This window comes from Nocardia sp. NPDC050413 (genome assembly GCF_040655475.1).
GTDB lineage: Bacteria > Actinomycetota > Actinomycetes > Mycobacteriales > Mycobacteriaceae > Nocardia > Nocardia coubleae.
In genome coordinates, this window is sequence record NZ_JBFAJZ010000009.1 from 168,961 (window position 1) to 186,213 (window position 17,253).

17 protein-coding genes are annotated in these 17,253 nt (G+C 66.3%); 10 read left to right on the plus strand and 7 right to left on the minus strand.

Annotated features, from left to right (window positions below):
* Positions 1–22: 22 nt before the first annotated feature.
* Positions 23–1,369, minus strand: a complete 1,347-nt coding sequence (locus tag AB0I19_RS21585; protein ID WP_357150722.1) for a TerD family protein — start codon at positions 1,367–1,369, stop codon at positions 23–25.
* 137 nt (positions 1,370–1,506) lie between these two features.
* On the opposite strand from AB0I19_RS21585, the gene AB0I19_RS21590 reads away from it, so the two are divergent.
* From AB0I19_RS21590 to AB0I19_RS21600, 3 genes are read left to right on the plus strand one after another with little or no spacing between them, the layout of a single operon-like run.
* Entirely contained in the window at positions 1,507–2,130 is a 624-nt protein-coding gene (locus AB0I19_RS21590) for an AIM24 family protein (RefSeq protein ID WP_067497217.1), read from the plus strand.
* 11 nt (positions 2,131–2,141) lie between these two features.
* Positions 2,142–2,840, plus strand: coding sequence for an AIM24 family protein (locus tag AB0I19_RS21595; RefSeq protein WP_067643395.1), 699 nt, complete (start codon positions 2,142–2,144; stop codon positions 2,838–2,840).
* A gap of 3 nt (positions 2,841–2,843) precedes the next feature.
* Positions 2,844–3,605 (plus strand): AIM24 family protein, encoded by a 762-nt coding sequence (locus AB0I19_RS21600; protein ID WP_067643392.1) that lies wholly within the window; start codon positions 2,844–2,846, stop codon positions 3,603–3,605.
* On the opposite strand, the gene AB0I19_RS21605 is transcribed toward AB0I19_RS21600, so the two are convergent.
* The 4 genes from AB0I19_RS21605 to AB0I19_RS21620 are packed head-to-tail and all read right to left on the minus strand — an operon-like array spanning position 3,602 to position 9,472.
* Positions 3,602–4,393 carry an HAD family hydrolase gene (locus AB0I19_RS21605; protein ID WP_357150786.1) on the minus strand — a complete coding sequence of 264 codons (792 nt, stop codon included), beginning with the start codon at positions 4,391–4,393 and terminating at the stop codon, positions 3,602–3,604. The two genes, AB0I19_RS21600 and AB0I19_RS21605, sit on opposite strands and share 4 nt — an antisense overlap.
* Before the next feature lie 32 nt (positions 4,394–4,425).
* On the minus strand, positions 4,426–7,002 hold the full coding sequence (locus AB0I19_RS21610; protein WP_357150723.1) for a phosphoribosyltransferase: 2,577 nt from the start codon (positions 7,000–7,002) through the stop codon (positions 4,426–4,428).
* Complete coding sequence (locus tag AB0I19_RS21615; protein WP_181698600.1) at positions 6,999–8,210, minus strand: HpcH/HpaI aldolase/citrate lyase family protein; 1,212 nt, start codon at positions 8,208–8,210, stop codon at positions 6,999–7,001. Before AB0I19_RS21615 ends, AB0I19_RS21610 begins: the two co-directional genes overlap by 4 nt.
* A 44-nt stretch (positions 8,211–8,254) precedes the next feature.
* Positions 8,255–9,472: a hypothetical protein gene (locus tag AB0I19_RS21620; protein WP_357150724.1), complete on the minus strand. Its 1,218-nt coding sequence runs from the start codon at positions 9,470–9,472 to the stop codon at positions 8,255–8,257.
* A gap of 191 nt (positions 9,473–9,663) precedes the next feature.
* Here AB0I19_RS21620 and AB0I19_RS21625 point away from each other — a divergent pair, with 191 nt between their 5' ends.
* Together AB0I19_RS21625 and AB0I19_RS21630 are read left to right on the plus strand one after the other, a co-directional pair.
* On the plus strand, positions 9,664–10,239 hold the full coding sequence (locus AB0I19_RS21625) for a TerD family protein (protein WP_067497229.1): 576 nt from the start codon (positions 9,664–9,666) through the stop codon (positions 10,237–10,239).
* A gap of 69 nt (positions 10,240–10,308) precedes the next feature.
* Positions 10,309–11,415: a DUF475 domain-containing protein gene (locus AB0I19_RS21630; RefSeq protein WP_357150725.1), complete on the plus strand. Its 1,107-nt coding sequence runs from the start codon at positions 10,309–10,311 to the stop codon at positions 11,413–11,415.
* Between the two features lie 54 nt (positions 11,416–11,469).
* Here the strand turns inward: AB0I19_RS21630 and AB0I19_RS21635 are convergent, their stop codons facing one another.
* A complete protein-coding gene (locus AB0I19_RS21635; protein ID WP_357150726.1) occupies positions 11,470–12,843 on the minus strand; it encodes a hypothetical protein in 1,374 nt (457 codons plus the stop codon).
* Between the two features lie 171 nt (positions 12,844–13,014).
* On the opposite strand from AB0I19_RS21635, the gene rpsF reads away from it, so the two are divergent.
* The 5 genes from rpsF to dnaB all read left to right on the plus strand — a co-directional run bounded on the left by rpsF (position 13,015) and on the right by dnaB (position 16,668).
* The gene (gene rpsF / locus AB0I19_RS21640) at positions 13,015–13,302 is read left to right on the plus strand and encodes a 30S ribosomal protein S6 (RefSeq protein ID WP_067497234.1); all 288 of its coding nucleotides are present in this window, start codon (positions 13,015–13,017) and stop codon (positions 13,300–13,302) included.
* A gap of 83 nt (positions 13,303–13,385) precedes the next feature.
* Positions 13,386–13,943 carry a single-stranded DNA-binding protein gene (locus AB0I19_RS21645; RefSeq protein WP_067497236.1) on the plus strand — a complete coding sequence of 186 codons (558 nt, stop codon included), beginning with the start codon at positions 13,386–13,388 and terminating at the stop codon, positions 13,941–13,943.
* Between the two features lie 32 nt (positions 13,944–13,975).
* Positions 13,976–14,227 carry a 30S ribosomal protein S18 gene (gene rpsR, locus AB0I19_RS21650; RefSeq protein WP_067497238.1) on the plus strand — a complete coding sequence of 84 codons (252 nt, stop codon included), beginning with the start codon at positions 13,976–13,978 and terminating at the stop codon, positions 14,225–14,227.
* Positions 14,228–14,244: 17 nt separating this feature from the next.
* Complete coding sequence (gene rplI / locus AB0I19_RS21655; RefSeq protein ID WP_067497239.1) at positions 14,245–14,697, plus strand: 50S ribosomal protein L9; 453 nt, start codon at positions 14,245–14,247, stop codon at positions 14,695–14,697.
* A 588-nt stretch (positions 14,698–15,285) separates the two neighbouring features.
* Entirely contained in the window at positions 15,286–16,668 is a 1,383-nt protein-coding gene (dnaB, locus tag AB0I19_RS21660; protein ID WP_157105125.1) for a replicative DNA helicase, read from the plus strand.
* A 32-nt stretch (positions 16,669–16,700) separates the two neighbouring features.
* Here the strand turns inward: dnaB and AB0I19_RS21665 are convergent, their stop codons facing one another.
* The gene (locus AB0I19_RS21665) at positions 16,701–17,165 is read right to left on the minus strand and encodes a DUF1772 domain-containing protein (RefSeq protein WP_357150727.1); all 465 of its coding nucleotides are present in this window, start codon (positions 17,163–17,165) and stop codon (positions 16,701–16,703) included.
* Between the last annotated feature and the right edge of the window lie 88 nt (positions 17,166–17,253).

Genomic DNA, 17,253 nt, shown 5'->3' on the forward strand with positions numbered 1-17,253 from the left:
CCTTGCTGTGTGGTGCGGAAGGTCAGTCGCGGCCGAGGAAACGGCCGAGCTGCGGGACGGCCTCGCCGGGGTGCTTGGCCTGGAAACCCTCGCCGAGCGCCTGCATCTTCCAGTCACCACCGGAGCGGTACACCTTCGCCATCGCCATCGCGGTGAAGGGCATGCCGCCCGCGAGGGTGTAGCGGGCGAGTTCGCCGTTGGTCGTGCCGTCGATCAGGCGGCAGAAGGCGTTCTGCACCTGTTCGAAGGTGTGCCCCTTGTAGGAGGTGACGATGAACAGCAGCGTGGAGATGTGGGCGGGGATGCGGGTGAGGTCGACGAGGATCATCTCGTCGTCGCCTTCGCCCTCACCGGTGAGGTTGTCGCCCTGATGGCGCACCGAGCCGTCCTTGGACGAGAGCTGACCGTAGTAGGCCACGTCGACCAGGTTCTGGTCGGCGAACAGGCACACCGAGGCGTCGAGGTCGATGTCGACGGTGCGGTTGCCGAACATGCCACGGGTGCGCACCGGGTCCCAGCCCAGACCCATCTTCACGAAGGTGAGCGCGGCGCCTTCCTTGCGGAGGGTGACCCGCTGCCCCTTCTGCAGGCTGACCGGCCGGTCCTTGCTGAGACTGATCTCCCCGGTCGGCTGCGGCGGCGCGGCCGGCGAGGCGGCGGGCGGGTAGCCCCCACCGGGCGGCGGCGGGTAACCACCCTGCTGCGGCGGCGGATAGCCACCACCCGCGGGGGGCTGCTGCGGCGGTGCGGGCGGCGGGTAACCCCCACCGGGCGGCGCGTAGGCGGGCGCGGGCTGCTGGTAACTCGGCGCCGGGGGCGGCGGCGGTGCGGCCTGCTGCGGTGCGGCGGCGGGTTGCGCGGGCGAATCATCCACCTGCACACCGTGATCGGTGACCAGCGCGGCGAAGCCACCGGCGTACCCCTGGCCGACGGCGCGCACCTTCCAGCCACCTTGACGGCGGTAAAGCTCCAACGCGATCACGATCGACTCGGCGTTGAGGCCCTCGATGAGGTACGAGTACAGCTGGTTGCCCGCTGCGTCGGAGATGATCGCGGTCGGCGGGGCGAAACGACCGAAATTGCTGGTCGCGTCGTCGAGGGTGATGACCGCGCGGATCTGGTCGATCTCGGCGGGCACGGCGGGCAGCGACACCGCGAGCGAGGCGGGCTGACCGGCCGGACCGGGTCGCAGGTCCACACCCGGACCGCTCGGCTGGTTGTAGAACACGAAATCGGCGTCGGTGCGGACCTTGCCCTGCTCGGTGACGAGCAGCGCGGACAGATCGGCCGGTGCCGTGAGCTGGAGTGAGATCACCACGTCACTGACGGCCAGTGGACCGTTCTGGCCTTTGGCGAGTGTTGCAGACAAGTTCGACCCTTCGCTTGTCGGTGCGGTCTTGTTGTCACTGTACGAGAAACCGGGCCCGGGCGTTCAGCCTCCCGATCGGTTAGGGTGACGTCGCTGTCGGAACGGGGCGTCGCACCCGCCTTACAAAGGGGCCAGGAATGGCGCAGTTGTTCGAACAATCGAAGAAAGTGATCGAGGCACATCTCGCGGGGACCAGTATCCGCGCGATCGCGGGCTCGATGGTTGCCTACGAGGGCAATGTGCAGTTCAAATCGGCCGGCTTCGGCGGCGGCGAGGGCGTGCTCAACGGTCTCAAGCGCCGCGCCACCGGCGAGAAGCTGTCGCTGATGGAGTGCACCGGCAACGGCCGGGTGTTCTTCGCGGTCAACGGCCAGAACGTCACCGTGGTGAACCTGAACAACGACACGTTGCAGGTCGAGTCGCAGCAGTTGCTTGCCTTCGCGGGCAATCTGCGCACCGACGTGCGGTTCGCCGGTGTGGGTGGAATGTCTTCGGGCAGTGGCCTTTTCACCACGACGGTGAGCGGTCAGGGCCAGGTTGCGTTGCTGTCGGCCGGTGGGCCGCTGATCCACCTCGAGGTGTCGCCGCAGTACCCGCTGATCGTGGACCCCGATGCGTTCGTCGCGGCGCGCGGCAATCTCAACCAGTCGTTCGTCACCGATGTCTCCTGGCGCACGATGGTCGGCCAGGACGCGGGCGAGGCGTTCTCGCTGCGGTGGGACGGCCAGGGCGTTGTGCTGATCCAGCCCGCGGAACGGTAAGGGAAGCGACGATGTTCGAGAAGGTCAACAGCAAGGTCGTCAAGGTCGACGTCGCCCAGGCGGGCGGGGTGGTCGGGCGTACCGGCGCGATGCTGTTCTACACCGGCCAGGTGCAGTTCTCCCCCCACCAGATTCCCGGCGCGGGTGGCGGCATGGGCGGCGGCGGTGGGCTGATGCGCATGGCGGGCGCCATGATGGCGGGCGAACACGAGCGGACCATGCTTGCGCGCGGAAACGGTTCCGTCCATTACGGATTCGCCGGGCTCGAGGTGCACGTGGTGCAGATGCAGCCCGGTGCGGTGCTGCGGGTGGAGGCCTCGCGGCTGCTGGCGAACACCGCCGGGTTGCAGGCCTCGGTGGTGTCGGTGGCCAGTTCCGGTGGTGGTGGCGGTGGTGGCCTGATGGGTGCGCTGCGCGGGGCCGCCGCGGGTGTGGCGACCGGGCAGGGCATGTTCACCACGCAACTGAGCGGTCAGGGTTCGGCGGTGCTGCTGGCGCACGGCGGATTCCTGGAATTGCAAGTGGGCGGGCCGAATCCGGTGGTCGTCGACCCGCAGGCATTCGTCGCGGCGTACGGAAACGTGCAGACCGAATTGAAGGCGGCGATGAGCTGGCGCGACGCGGTGGGTCGCGGATCGGGCGAGGCGATGCAATTGCATTGCCACGGTCAGGGTGTCGTGTATGTGCAGGCCTCCGAAGAGAAGTTGTGAGTCATGAGCGAAATCCTGTCCCCCATGAATCTCGGTGCCAGCGACAATATTCCGGGTAACAGCTACGCCTATTGCATCGACCTGACCGGGCCGTGGTTCATGCGCAAGGGCGCCATGATCGCCTACTACGGGCAGATCAATTTCCAGCTGCTCACGCACGGTCTGCAGGGTCATCTCACCCAAATGGTGAGCAGTCAGTTCTCGGCGCCGCTGTTCGCCGGTGAGTACGTGGTGGCCGAGGGCCACGGCAAGCTCATCATCGGCGACCGCGGCTACGACATCAATTCCTACGATCTCGAGGACGGCAACCTCACGATCCGCGGCGCCAACCTGCTCGCGTTCGAGCCGGGCCTCGCGCTGAAACAGTCGATCGTGCCCGGCTTCCTCACCCTCATCGGCACCGGCAAGTTCCTCGCCTCGTCCAACGGACCGGTGATGTTCGCCGAACCACCGCTGCGGGTGGACCCCGAGGCGCTCGTCGGCTGGGCCGACTGCCCGTCCCCGAGCCACCACTACGACCAGGGCTGGATCACCGGTTTCCTGTCGGCGGGCGCGGCCGCGATGGGCGCCACCTCCGGCGAGGAACGCCAGTTCGACTTCACCGGCGCCGGCACCGTCCTCATCCAGTCCTCGGAGAAGGTGATGAGCGACAACGCCCTGGTCCGCACCATCGAGGGCCAGCTGCAGAGCGGCGTCAGCGTGGGCGGCCTGCAACGCATCCAGGCCGTCGTCACCCAGAAACTCGCAGGCCAGCAGCAGTACTAGACCGGATCCGCGACGGGGAGGGCGGCGTGGAACCAGTCGAGGATTTCCGCGCCGGCCAGGATGCCCGCGGTGGTGGTGACGGTGAGGTTGGGGGCGGTGTAGGCGAGTTCTTCGAGTTCGCCGTGGCGGGGGCGGATGGCGGCGTCGGCGGATTCGAGCATGTTCGCGTCGAGGGCGCCGTCGCCCGCGGCGAACAGTTGCGCGCCGTCGGGTAAATCACCGGATTCGGTGAGGCGGCGGCGGACTTCGGCGACGGCGAGGCTTTTGCAGACCGCGTCGGGCATGGTGTAGATCTTGCGGCCCTGCTGGGAGGCCGACCAGCCGTTGGCGCGACACCAGGTGTCCCATTCGGCGAGGAAGCCCGCCGGGACCGCCTCGGGGCGAACGACCAGGTAGCAGAACAATTCGTCGGCCTCGCGATACTTGGTGACCCAGGAATCGCTGATCCGCGAACGTAACTCGGCGCCGACGGAAGCCAAGGTCGCGCCGGTCGCGCTGACCTGATCGTCGATCGACAACCGCCACGCCGGGTCGGGAATGCCGTCGACGAGGATATTGCCGCCGTTGCTCGTGATGGCGAAACGCCACGGCGCACCGGGTAATTCGATGCGCTGGAACTGTTCGATGGTGCGGGTGGTGGTCGGGATCACCGGCGCGTTCGCGGCCAACTCGCGCAGACGGGCGATCGCGGTGGTGGTCATGTAGGACAGGGGTTCGCCCTCGTAGTACTCGACGCATTCCTTCTCGACGTTTTCCGCGCCGTGGAAGGCGTTGCGCGAGAAGATCATCGTGCGATCCAGGTCGGTGGCGAACAGGACGCTCACTGCGATAGCTCCTTGATCAGGCCCATGCAGGAGTAGGCCAGATCCGGCACCACCTCCACCGGGACATTGCGTGCGGCGGCGAGCAGGCGGATGTGGGCGTGCTCCGGTGCGTCGGCTTCCCGCACCAGCACCCGCCACGGTACGCGACGCAGCAGCACCCGGGTGGTCTCGCCGACGCCGGGTTTCACGTAATTCACTGTGCTGATGCCGTATTCGGCGCGCACCTTCTCCACCGACGCCCAACCCGACCAGTCGGGTGTTCGATCGGAATCCCGGATCGCGGCGACGGCGGCGGGCACCTTGTCGCGAATGGCTTCGAAGGCGGCGGTGACGGTGTCGATCAGTTTGTTCGACACGTCGTCGGAGGCCAGGTCGCGATAGAACTTGGCGCCGTGGAAGTCGCGCGGACCGATCAGCTTCTCGTTCAGGACCGTGCGTGAAACCAGGCCGGAGACAGTCGAATTCAGGCAGGCCGACGCGATGAGGAAATCGTCACGGGTGCCGAAGGTTCGCACACAATTGGCCGGGTCGGCCAGCACGACGAGTTCGTCGTCGAACCTGGCGCCGCCCGCCGCGTGATAGGCGTCCAGGGCGGCGGTGAGTTCGTGGGTGATGGCACCCTTGCCGGTCCAGCCGTCGACGAACACGATCGTGGACGGATCGTGGTGGTGGGCAAGGTAATCCAGGGCGACGGAGTCGATGCCGCGGTCGCGGACGATGGACACCGCGTAATGCGGTGCGTCGAGGGCCGGACGCCCGATCCCGCTCGCGAGCCAGCGCCGCATCAGCACACCGATCGGTGTCCCCGCGCGCGCCAGCGACACCAGCACGATGTTCTCGCCACGTTCGGCGACGACAAGTTCGGCCACCGTCGCCACGGCAAGGGCGAGCCGCTCGGCGCTGTCGGCGAGCACCCGATCGAAGAGTTCGCGGTAGGCGGCGTCGGGCTGATACTCCACCGGCAGTGACTCGGCGTAATGAGCCTTGCCCGCCTGGATGCGCCGTTCCCGTTCGGCCACATCGGCTTCCAGGTCGACATCGGAGAGATCCTTGAGCAGCCACGACACGTCTTCGCGCGCGTAGGAGCCGAACTCCGGGCCGTGCAGTGGCGCCGGGAACGCCCGCGACTCCACGGGCTCGTGATCTGGAGCCACCAGCTCGTCTTGGCCGGCGGCACTGCCCGGTGCGCCGTTCGTGGCCCGGATCAACCCATCCCCTGATTGCGTACCCTCGTCCGATACCTGCGCAGTGCGCGAGGAGTTCAGCACGCGAGGGTCGGCCCCCGGGACAACGGCGACCAGCACATCCGCGCCGGATGTCGTGAGTACATCCACCAATCCACCCGGTGCGACGAGTTCCGCGGTGTCGGCGGGCGGGTCGATGACGACAAGCAGGACCGGGTTCTCCCCTTCCCACTGCGCGTTGTAGAGGTAGCGCTGTGCGGTCGGGTCGGGTTCGGGGGCGGTGAAGCGGAAACCTCTGCGCAGCGGGTAGCCGGGTTCGTCGAGAACGTAGGCCGGCGAACGAGTGGTGGTTTGGAAGCGAGCGGGGATGCCCGCGTCGGCCAGTCCGGCAGCCAGGCGCACCGGCAGGTACATGAGTTCTTCGTGACCGAGCACGATCACCGGACGCCCGTTGAACTCGGCATCCAGTCGTGCACGCACTTCGTCGACGACACCGTTCACCGCGTCGTCGAAAGCTGCCTTGTCCGTGCGCAGAATCCCGTGCCGCCCACCCTCGGGAGCATCGCTCGGCCACGACACCTCGAGGCGCGCGTACGAACCGGGCTGCGCCGCTTCGGGATTGAGTCGCGGCTCCGGAAGGGCCGCGACCGCGTCGACCAAGTCGTCAGGAAGGTCGACCAGACCTGTTGCCAGACATACGGTGTCGATGCGAGCGCCCAGTTCGGCAGCGAACTTCTCGAACTTGTCGCGGTCGGCGGCGGTCCGCAAATCGACCAGTGAGGCGAGCACATAGTGCGAACGCGGTGCGAACTCGTGCAGGGCGCGCACGGCGTCGATAGCCGTATCGCCCGTGGAGATTTCGTCGTCGACGAGGACAAGCGGCAGATCGTTGGCGAAGATGTCGGCCGGTGCCGGTTGCAGCAGGTGCGAGGTGGCATGGGAGTGCCCCTCCTCGAAACCGGTGAGCGTGGTGGCCCGCGATTCGTGTCGACGGGTGGAATGCAGGTAGCACCCCGCGTCCAGGCGCGCGGCCACACAGTGACCGAGACCTGTTGCTGTCTCGGCGAATCCGAGGACCACCGCCTCTTGCCCGCCGAGCTTGTCCGCGACCAGGTCGGCCAGGCGGTTGCCCGCCCCGATCACCACGTGCGGGTCGGTCGGCAGGTGTTTGCCGAGCACGGTCGAGACCAGCAGATGCGCGCGACGCGGATTCCGACGCAGACCCGGACGCACCAATTCACCGATCGACAGCGCGCCGGGCAGCACGTCCGACTCGGCGATCGCGGTCACTTCCTGCGACGCGCCCGTGGCGAAAGCCTGTCCGTGATGCAGGCGAATTCCGAGATGACGTGTGGCCCAAGGCATTTCGATCGTGCGCACCGCGGTCATTCCGCGACCATCGCTGTCAGCAGATCCACGAAGGACACTCCCTTGTTCGCCACCCCGAACGCGCGAGCCCGGACCAGTGTCTGGCGGGCCCAACTGCGGTGGGGGCGCATCTCGTTCATCTTGTTGCGGTATTCGGAGGCAGCCACCCCGCCGACATCGGCCTCCATGATGTGCAGCGCGTCGGCGTATTCCTCGTGTGTCACCACCGACAGCGCGTGCACGGCGGCCACGTGCGACGGGTGGATCACCGTTTTGCCCTGGATGCCGTTGGCGCGGTCGAGGGTGATCTCGCGCAGCAACCCGTCGAGGTCGCGGCTCACCAGGTACTGGCGGAACGGCACCGCGTCGGATTCCTCGAACGGGGCGGTGCGCAGCAGCGGGCGAAACATGCGCTCGTGGTCGGCGAAGTACTCCCACACCGGTCCGGTGATGATGAAACCGGTGCCGTCGGCGCGGCCGAGGTAGTTGACGATGTCGGCGATCACGTCGGCGATCACCCGCACGTCGTAGATGGTGAGGTCGCGGTCGCGGCGGATGCCGAAGGTCGAGCACATGTCGGTGGCGCCGATGCGCACCGCGAGCAACCGGTCCCGATGCTCGGCGAGCAGCTCGGCGATGCGCGAGAGCTGTTCGTCGCGGGTCTGGCGATGCACGAGGTTCGCCGATTCCAGCACCGGCATGCCGTAGACGGGGCGGCCGAGGCGGTCACCGGCCGCGTCGAGCGCGGCCAGGTAGGCGGGCCCGGTGACGGCGTCGAACTTGGGGAAGACGAAACCGGTGAGCATGTCGGCGCCCGGTCCGAGCCGGTCGGCCAATTCGGTGACGGTCTGCACGTCGCGCACCCGGACGAACAGCATCGGCACCGGGTCGGCGACGCCCGCGAGCAGGTCGAGCGTGGCGACCGCGTGTTCCTTCGCGGCGTCGACCTGATGGTCGGCCACGGCGTCCTCGAGGTCGATCACCATCGAGCACACGCCGCGCGCGGCGCGACGCAGGATGGTCGCGGCCAGGTCGGGACGGGTCGCGGGCACGTACAGCGTGGCGCCGAGAGCGGTGGCGAGCAGTTCACGGTCGGCGGTTCCCGGTATCGGTTCCGGTTCCACCAGGAACAACTCACGGCTGCGCGGGCCCTGCAAATTGTGGAAGTGGCGCAGCGGCACCTGCTTTCGCAGGTTCACCTCCGGTGCGATGGCGTAGCCTGCGGTCATTCCCCCCACCTCATTCGTCGACCCGTGTCATGTCGTGTGCGGTCCTAAGTGCTGTCGGTTCCTACGGTTTTTCGCATGCGATCGACCACTCCGGCGATGAACTCCGCGACGGTTCGCAGTTCAGAAACATACGCCCAATAGTCTGGATGACGACCGGTCAGTCCGGCCGTAATGCGATCGAGGCGTTCGGCTTGCGCGTCGAGCACCGAACCCCACTCGCCGACCAGCCCTCGATCGACGGCGAGCATCTGCGCGTCCCGCAGCCGGAATCGTACGGTGCGCAGCTGCGCTTCGGGGTCCGCACGTACCTCGCGCAACAGTTCGAGCCGCCGGGTGACGGCGTCGACGAGCTGTTCGGACTCGGCGAGGTGTTCGCGCGCGGTCGCTGTCAGGTCAAGGGCGGTCTCCGGGTCGCGATCGGCAGCCGCGACACGCGCGCGTACCAGCGCCGCGTCCGCGGCCTCGATACCGCGCCGGCTTTCGCGTTCATTGTTCGTCAGATCCGCCGAACTCGCAGCGTTGAACTCACGCAACAACGCCGAGTACGCGGGGCCGAGCGCGTCGGCGCGGTTGCGCACGGCCGCCAGCCGGGTGGTCACCGAGGCGATCGCGTTGGACGCCGCGTTGGCACGAGATGGTGCCTCCGCCAACACTTCCCGCAATTCCACACACGCCTGGCGGACCTCTGTCGCGGCCTCCCGCGCGGCCGCGACGGCGGTACCCGGGTCGACCCCGGAGGCTGTGACCAGTGCCTCACTCAATTTCCGCACGCCCGCGGCCACCGAAGGGTAGGAGACGTACTCCGACGACTCGGCCGCGGCGAGTTCCCGCTCGGCCTCGGCCCGCACCTGCGCGAGCAACTGCGGCACCGACGCCCGCACACTCACCGCGTGCTCGAGGCCGGCCCGATGCGCGTGATAGAACTCGTCGACCCCGCGCGCGGCGTCGGCGAGCTCACGAACCAGCGCGTCGGCCCTGGCCGGGCCGTCGGTGATCGCCGTCCCCGCGGCCTCGGCGCTGTCGAGTTCGTCGGTGAAACTCAGATAGGCGCCCGACGCGGCATAGCACCGCGCGCGCACCGGTTCCCATACGGCGCCGATGTGGCGCTCGGGGAACACCTGCTCGCTCGCCGCCACACCCGCCTCCGCTGCCGTCTGCCTGCGATCCATATCGAGAAAGGCGGCGGCCGTCGCGGCCCGCGCCCCACTGATCCAGGCATTGTCCGGCCCGGACCTGAACCAGCCGCGTCTGCGAGGTGTCACCGGCGTATCCCCTTTCCGAACCACGCAGCGGTCACCCGCCCGCTGACCCGATCGTAGGAGATTCCTCCTCGCTACCAGGGCTCTCGGTTGTTCCTACGCAAGTTCGCCGAAACCTATTACTGTCGTAGCGGTACCCGGCGATTCGGACATGCTGGGAAACGACACACCGGACTAACCGAAGGGATTCCCGCATGGGTGTCAGTCTGTCCAAGGGCGGCAATGTCTCGCTGACCAAAGAGGCCCCGAACCTGACCGCGGTCGCGGTCGGCCTCGGCTGGGACGTGCGCACCACCACCGGCACCGACTTCGACCTCGACGCCAGCGCCATCGCGACCGGCGCCGACAAGAAGGTCGTGTCCGACAAGCACTTCGTGTTCTTCAACAACCTGAAGTCCCCTGAAGGCGCGATCGAGCACGCCGGCGACAACACCACCGGTGAGGGCGAGGGCGACGACGAGGTCATCAACGTCGACCTGGCCAACACCCCGCCGACCATCGAGAGCATCTTCTTCCCGGTCTCGATCTACGACGCGGAGACCCGTCAGCAGTCGTTCGGCCAGGTGCGCAACGCCTACATCCGCGTTGTCGACCGCGCCAACGGCACCGAGCTGGCCCGCTACGACCTGTCCGAGGACGCTTCCACCGAGACGGCTATGGTCTTCGGTGAGCTGTACCGTAACGGTGCCGAATGGAAGTTCCGCGCCATCGGTCAGGGCTACGCCTCCGGTCTGGCCGGTATCGCCCGCGACTACGGCGTCAACGTCTAGTCATCATCATGAGCAGGGGGCTCCAGGTTTCGGGCCCCCTGCTCGTGTGACACAGAAAGGTCCCTCCGCGTGATAACGCGCATCTTCGGCCTGTCCATCGTCATCACGGTGCTCTCGCTGGTCGTGGCCTACCTCTACGGTGGTCTGACCGCCCTCGCACTGTGTGCGATCCTCGGCATCCTCGAGGTGTCGCTGTCGTTCGACAACGCCGTCATCAACGCCACCGTGCTGGAACGGATGAGCGAATTCTGGCAGCGGATCTTCCTGACCGTCGGCATCCTCATCGCCGTGTTCGGTATGCGTCTGGTGTTCCCGCTCGCCATCGTGTGGGCCACCGCCGGACTGAACCCGGTCGAAGCCTTCGACCTGGCACTGAACCCGCCGGCCAACGATGCCCTCGAGTTCCCCGACGGCAGCCCCAGCTACGAGAAGCTGCTCACCGACGCGCATCCGCAGATCGCGGCCTTCGGCGGCATGTTCCTCGCACTGCTGTTCCTGAACTTCATCTTCGAAGAGCGCGAGATCACCTGGCTGAGCTGGCTGGAGAAGCCGCTGGCGAAGGCGGGCAAGCTCGACATGCTCTCCGTCGTCGTCGCGGGCACCGGCCTGGTGCTGGTCGCGGAGTTCCTCGCCGCCGACGACAAGCGTTCGACCGTGCTCATCGCCGGCCTGCTCGGCATGATCACCTACATCCTCGTCGACGGCCTCGGCTCGATGTTCCACACCGAGGAGCTCGAAGAAGGCCCGCAGGGCGGCCCCTCCACGCTGGTCAAGGCGACCGGTAAGGCCGCGTTCTTCCTGTTCCTCTACCTCGAGGTGCTCGATGCCTCGTTCTCCTTCGACGGTGTGATCGGCGCGTTCGCCATCACCTCCGACCCGATCATCATCGCGCTGGGCCTCGGCCTCATCGGCGCGATGTTCGTCCGGTCCATCACGGTGTACCTGGTCCGCCAGGGCACGCTGGCGGACTACGTGTACCTCGAGCACGGCGCCCACTGGGCGATCGGCGCGCTGGCCACGATCCTGCTGGTCTCGATCGGCGTGCACGTCGACGAGCTCATCACCGGCCTGATCGGTGTGGCGTTCATCGGCGCGGCGCTGATCAGCTCGATCATCCGCAACCGCAAGGCGGAGCCGGACGCGATCGAAGACACCAAGGAACCCGCGTCGGTCTAGACGTGGTGACCTGCGGCGGCGGATCCTCGACGGATCCGCCGCCGTTGTCGTTTCTCAGGCCGGTTGCAGTTCGCGCCGGAGCTGTCCTGAGACGCGCCGGCCGGTCCGGCGTGGACCAGCCCGCAGGAACACGAAGAACAGGATGACGAGCAGGACCACCCGTGTCCAGACACCGAATTGGACGATGCCTTCCATGAGGTGCACGTTCTTTCCCTCGCCCATCGCCGCGAAGTAGCGGAAGACGCCGACGCCGACCGCGATGTCGGCGATCAGGTAGCCCGCGACGAGCGTCCACGGCACCTCGAGCAGCACGAGGAACGGAATTATCCACAGGGTGTATTGGGGTGAGTGCACCTTGTGGAAAAGCAGGAAACCGGCGAGCATCGCGCCGCTCACGCCCACCCAGGGGAACGCCGAGGCCGGGGTCCAGCGGCGGTACCCGAGCCACAGGGCGAAGGCGAACGACGCGAAGATCAGCAGCGGTGAGACCACCGAGACCATGGTGTGCCAGCTTGCCGACGTTTCGGCGGTCCGGCCGAACAGGGCTTGATGACCCCAGTACCAGATCGAATTGGTGGTGATGTCGGCCTGCCGCATCTGCTGGAAGGTGATCGAGGCCCGCCAGCCCTCGACCCCCGCCAGGACGAACGGCAGATTCACCGCGACCACCGTCGCCATCGCCGCGAGCAACGTCTGCGCCGCGCCTGCCACATCGAGTTCACGCAACCGGCGCCCGTCGCGCGGCGCACCCTCGGTGAGGACGTAGAAGGCCAAGGGCAGCACGAAGATCCCGGGATAGATCTTGAGGCAGAAACCGAGCGCGAGCAGTACTCCCGCGATGATTCCCCGGGTCCGCACGGACAGACCGGTCAGCATCGTCATCACATAGACCGCCGCCACCGCCGTGCACACCACCGGCAGTTCCCAGTTGTGGAAGGCGTAGAGCACCAGCGGCGGACCGATCGCCCACAGCAGTGCGGCCGGACCGGCCATTCGCGCCAGCATCCAGGCGGTGAGCAGGGCGAACGGGGTGAGCAGCAACGCCGAATGCCACAGGAAGTCGGCGTCGTTGGTCGCGCCGATCGCGCCCGCCCACATGAGCAGGCCGCTCAGCACGGGGTACTCCACGGCGCCGCCGGTGAGCGCGCCGTCGTCGGTGATGGCGCCGTCGACATACGGGAAAACGTGATTGTCGATATCGCGGCCAAGCCAGAGGAACTGGATATCCGAATAACAGACAGCGGTGTCCTTGCGCTCCTCGAAGATCAGGCTGCGGCCCGACTCGTCGATCGCGCCGCCCGCGCACCGCGCCTTGTTCGCATACGCCAGGGCGAGGGTGAGCCCGCACAACAGCACGATCAGGAAGGTCAACGCCGTGGCTGTCGCCGCACGGCGTGCCGAATGCTGCTGCGGTACGGCCGTGGTCATGTCGACCACATTAAGCGGCTGTTGCCCCGGCGCCCGGTGCATACCCGCCGCGAAGATCGATTTCGTCGGCAACTACCTGCTCATGTAGCCTTGGCGGGTTGCTGACGCAACGAACCCTCCTGCCACGGAAAGTCCGTGGCCGTTTACCAGTCCACAGGAGGTGATTGGTCCGTGCGTCAATATGAAGTGATGGTCATCCTCGACCCCAGCCTGGACGAGCGCATCGTCGGGCAGTCCCTGGATAATCTGTTCTCGGTCGTGAAGACCGAGGGCGGCAAGCTCGACAAGGTCGACATCTGGGGCCGCCGCCGGCTCGCCTACGAAATCGCCAAGCAGGCCGAAGGCATCTACGCGATCGTCAACCTGACCGCGACCCCGGCCACCGTGAGCGAGCTCGACCGCCAGCTGGGCCTGAACGAGACGGTGCTGCGCACCAAGGTTCTGCGCAACGACAAGTAGTTCACCTCCTTTGTGTCGGAGCCTGGCTTTAGGCTCAGCGCAAATCCAGGATGTGGACTGCACCCCCGAGCAGGAGGAACCCCATGGCAGGCGACACGGTCATCACCGTCATCGGAAACTTGACGGCAGACCCCGAGCTTCGTTTCACGCCCGCGGGCGCAGCGGTGGCGAATTTCACCGTCGCTTCGACTCCCCGTGTGTTCGATCGCAATTCGAACGAATGGAAAGACGGCGAGGCACTGTTTCTGCGCTGCAACATCTGGCGCGAAGCAGCGGAGAACGTCGCCGAAAGCCTGACCCGAGGCGCTCGCGTGATCGTGAGCGGACGGCTCAAGCAGCGCTCCTACGAAACCCGCGAGGGTGAGAAGCGCACGGTCGTCGAGCTCGAGGTCGACGAAGTCGGCCCGTCGCTGCGGTACGCGACCGCGAAGGTCTCCAAGGCCGGTCGTGGTGGCGGAGGCGGTGGCTTCGGTGGTGGTTCCGGTAATGCCGGTGGTGGTGCAAGCGCAGGCGGCTACAACGCCAACAGTGGTGGTGGACGCCCGGCAGGTAATGCCGGCGACGACGACCCGTGGGGTAGCGCGCCCGCGGCCGGCTCCTTCGGGGGCGGCGGCCGCATGGATGACGAACCGCCGTTCTGATCGAACGGCACTCATAGTACGGAGAGAAAACCATGCCTAAAGCGCCCGCGCGCGAAAAGGTACTGAAGAAGAAGGCCTGCGCTTTCTGCAAGGAAAGCAAGTCCGGAATCGTCAATATCGATTACAAGGACACCACGCTGCTGCGTAAGTACGTCAGCGATCGCGGCAAGATCCGCGCCCGCCGCGTCACCGGCAACTGCGTGCAGCACCAGCGTGACATCGCCGTTGCCGTCAAGAACTCGCGTGAGGTGGCTCTGCTGCCTTACGTGTCGACTGCTCGCTGAGAAAGGGAGTCGGACAGATGAAGCTCATCCTCACTGCTGATGTCGACAATCTCGGCGCCCCCGGCGACCTTGTCGAGGTCAAGGACGGCTACGGCCGCAACTTCCTGCTGCCCCGCGGTCTGGCCATCCAGGCCACCCGTGGCGCCCAGAAGCAGGTCGACGGCATCCGCCGCGCCCAGGACGCCCGCAAGGTGCGCGACCTGGATCACGCCAACGAGCTGAAGCAGGCCATCGAGGGCCTGACGGGTGTCTCGCTGGCCGTGAAGACCGCCGACAGCGGCAAGCTGTTCGGTTCGGTCACCACCGCCGACGTGGCCTCGGCCATCAAGGCCGCCGGTGGCCCCGTGGTCGACAAGCGCAGCATCGAGCTGCCGAAGTCGCACATCAAGGCGACCGGCAAGCACGGCATCGTGGTGCACCTGCACCCCGATGTGGTTGCCAAGTTCGACCTCGAGGTCACTGCGAACTAGTTTCGCCGGAAACCACCCCCGTGTTGTCACGGGGGTGGTTTCTGCTGCCCTTGTCGAGGGATCTTCTCCGATAGCTGGCGAGTAGCCGAGATTCGGGTTCGTTGTGGTCGGGTAACCCAGCCCACAGTCGGCAACTGCCTGACCTCCTGTTATTCAGCCTGTGGATTACCGAGGAAACCGACCGGCAGAATTGTGACTCCGGTCATAACGTGAACGCCCGCTGTTTACCCAACACGCCCGGTTGTTCACGTTCGCCGACACGCCGCAACTTCTTTAATCCACAGGGCCGAAGTCTGGTAAAGGGCGATCTATCAGGGCGTTCTACCGCACTGACCTGGGTTTTCCCCACGTTTTCCACAGGGGCTGCACAACAACAGGTGAACTACCCCCAAGTTATCCACAGTTGTGTGCACATGTCGGTTTGGCGTGGCTCGAAAACGTCGCCTAGGTTCATCGCATCGCCTCGCACGTGACCCCGGGAATCGTGCAGGGAACCGATTGCTGGCACTCGTGTCGGTGCCCGGGAGTACAACGAGTACATCGATGTGAAACCCCCGGTTCTGCGGGCAGAGAGGACGGTCGATTCTGGTGACTACCACCGGTGACCGCGCGCATACCGAGTTTCCACCCGAGCCCCCGGGCGAGGACTTCGGCCGTCAACCCCCGCACGACATGGCTGCCGAACAGTCCGTCCTCGGCGGCATGCTGCTCAGCAAGGACGCCATCGCCGATGTGGTGGAGGTGCTGCGTCCCGGCGACTTCTACCGCCCCGCCCACCAGGCCGTCTACGACACCATCCTCGACCTGTACGGTCGCGGCGAACCCGCCGACCCCGTCACCGTCGCCGCCGGCCTCGACCGCCGTGGCGAGCTCAAACGCATCGGCGGCCCCGCCTATCTGGTGACGCTCACCCAGACCGTCCCCACCGCCGCCAACGCCGGGTTCTACGCCGAGATCGTCGCCGAGAAGGCCATCCTGCGCCGCCTCGTCGAAGCGGGCACCCGTATCGTCCAGTTCGGCTACGCGGGCGCCGACGGCCAGGACGTCGCCGAGGTCGTCGACCGCGCCCAGGCCGAGATCTACGAGGTCACCGAACGCCGCACCACCGAGGACTTCACCCCCCTCGAAGAACTCCTCCAGCCGACGATGGACGAAATCGACTCCATCGCCTCCCGAGGCGGAATCTCCCTCGGCGTCCCCACGGGCTTCACCGAACTGGACGAGCTCACCAACGGTCTGCACCCGGGTCAGATGATCATCGTCGCCGCGAGGCCTGGTGTCGGTAAATCGACCCTTGGAATGGATTTCATGCGCAGTTGCTCTATCAAGCACGGCATGGCCAGTGTTATTTTCTCGCTCGAAATGAGCCGGACCGAGATTGTGATGCGTCTGCTTTCGGCTGAGGCGAAGATCAAGCTGGGCGATATGCGGTCCGGGCGGATGAGTGATGACGACTGGACGAAGCTGGCTCGGCGGATGAGTGAGATCAGTGAGGCGCCGCTGTTCGTGGATGATTCGCCGAACCTGACGATGATGGAAATCCGGGCGAAGGCACGGCGGCTCAAGCAGCGTCATGATCTGAAACTCGTTGTGGTGGACTACCTGCAGCTGATGAGCTCGGGTAAGAAGGTCGAGTCGCGGCAGCAGGAAGTCTCGGAATTCTCGCGTCACCTCAAGCTGCTCGCGAAGGAACTCGAAGTTCCCGTGATCGCGATTTCCCAGCTGAACCGTGGTCCGGAACAGCGAACCGACAAGCGCCCCATGGTGTCCGACCTCCGCGAGTCCGGCTCGCTCGAGCAGGACGCCGACATGGTCATCCTGCTGCACCGCCCGGACGCGTTCGAGCGCGACGACCCGCGCGGCGGCGAAGCCGACCTCATCGTCGGCAAGCACCGTAATGGTCCGACGGCCACGATCACCGTTGCGCACCAGCTGCATTTGAGCCGGTTCGTGGATATGGCGCGCGGCTGACCGGTGCGCGGGGAGTCGTCGCGCGCACCGTCCTACCGCTTCCTCGGCGCTGCCACCACCAGCGTGATGATCAGCATGAATGCCACCAATGCTGTTCCGGTGCGCAGGAAATGGAAGATGTCCCAGCGGGTGAGCAGGGTGGCGTAGTCGGCGGAGACGCCGTTGCGCGCCCAGTCGTTGATCCGGTGGTTGATCGGCACGTTGCCGAGGCGAGTGATCAGGAACGAACTGATCACGAATACCGTTGCCGCAGCGGCGAGTAGACGGTCACGATGGGCTGACACCACGGCGAGGGCGAGGCAGCTCAGTGCGGCAACGGCCATGGTGAGTTGCATGCTGATGCTGTTGTTGCGCATCAGCTCGGTATGGAATTCGAGGCGCATCTGTAGTGGCACCCGGTGGAACGTCGGGATGAGATTCGCGGCGCCGTAACCGAAGGCGCCGACGAGTAGGCCGGTGGCGAGCAAGGCGAGCGCGCGCAGTAGTGCGGATTTCATGGTGTCAGGGCTTTCGGAGCGAAGGGACGCAACGTTTTTCGGCGGTGCGCTTACCCAGAAGACATTCTTGCGTCCCTTTTCGCCTCGG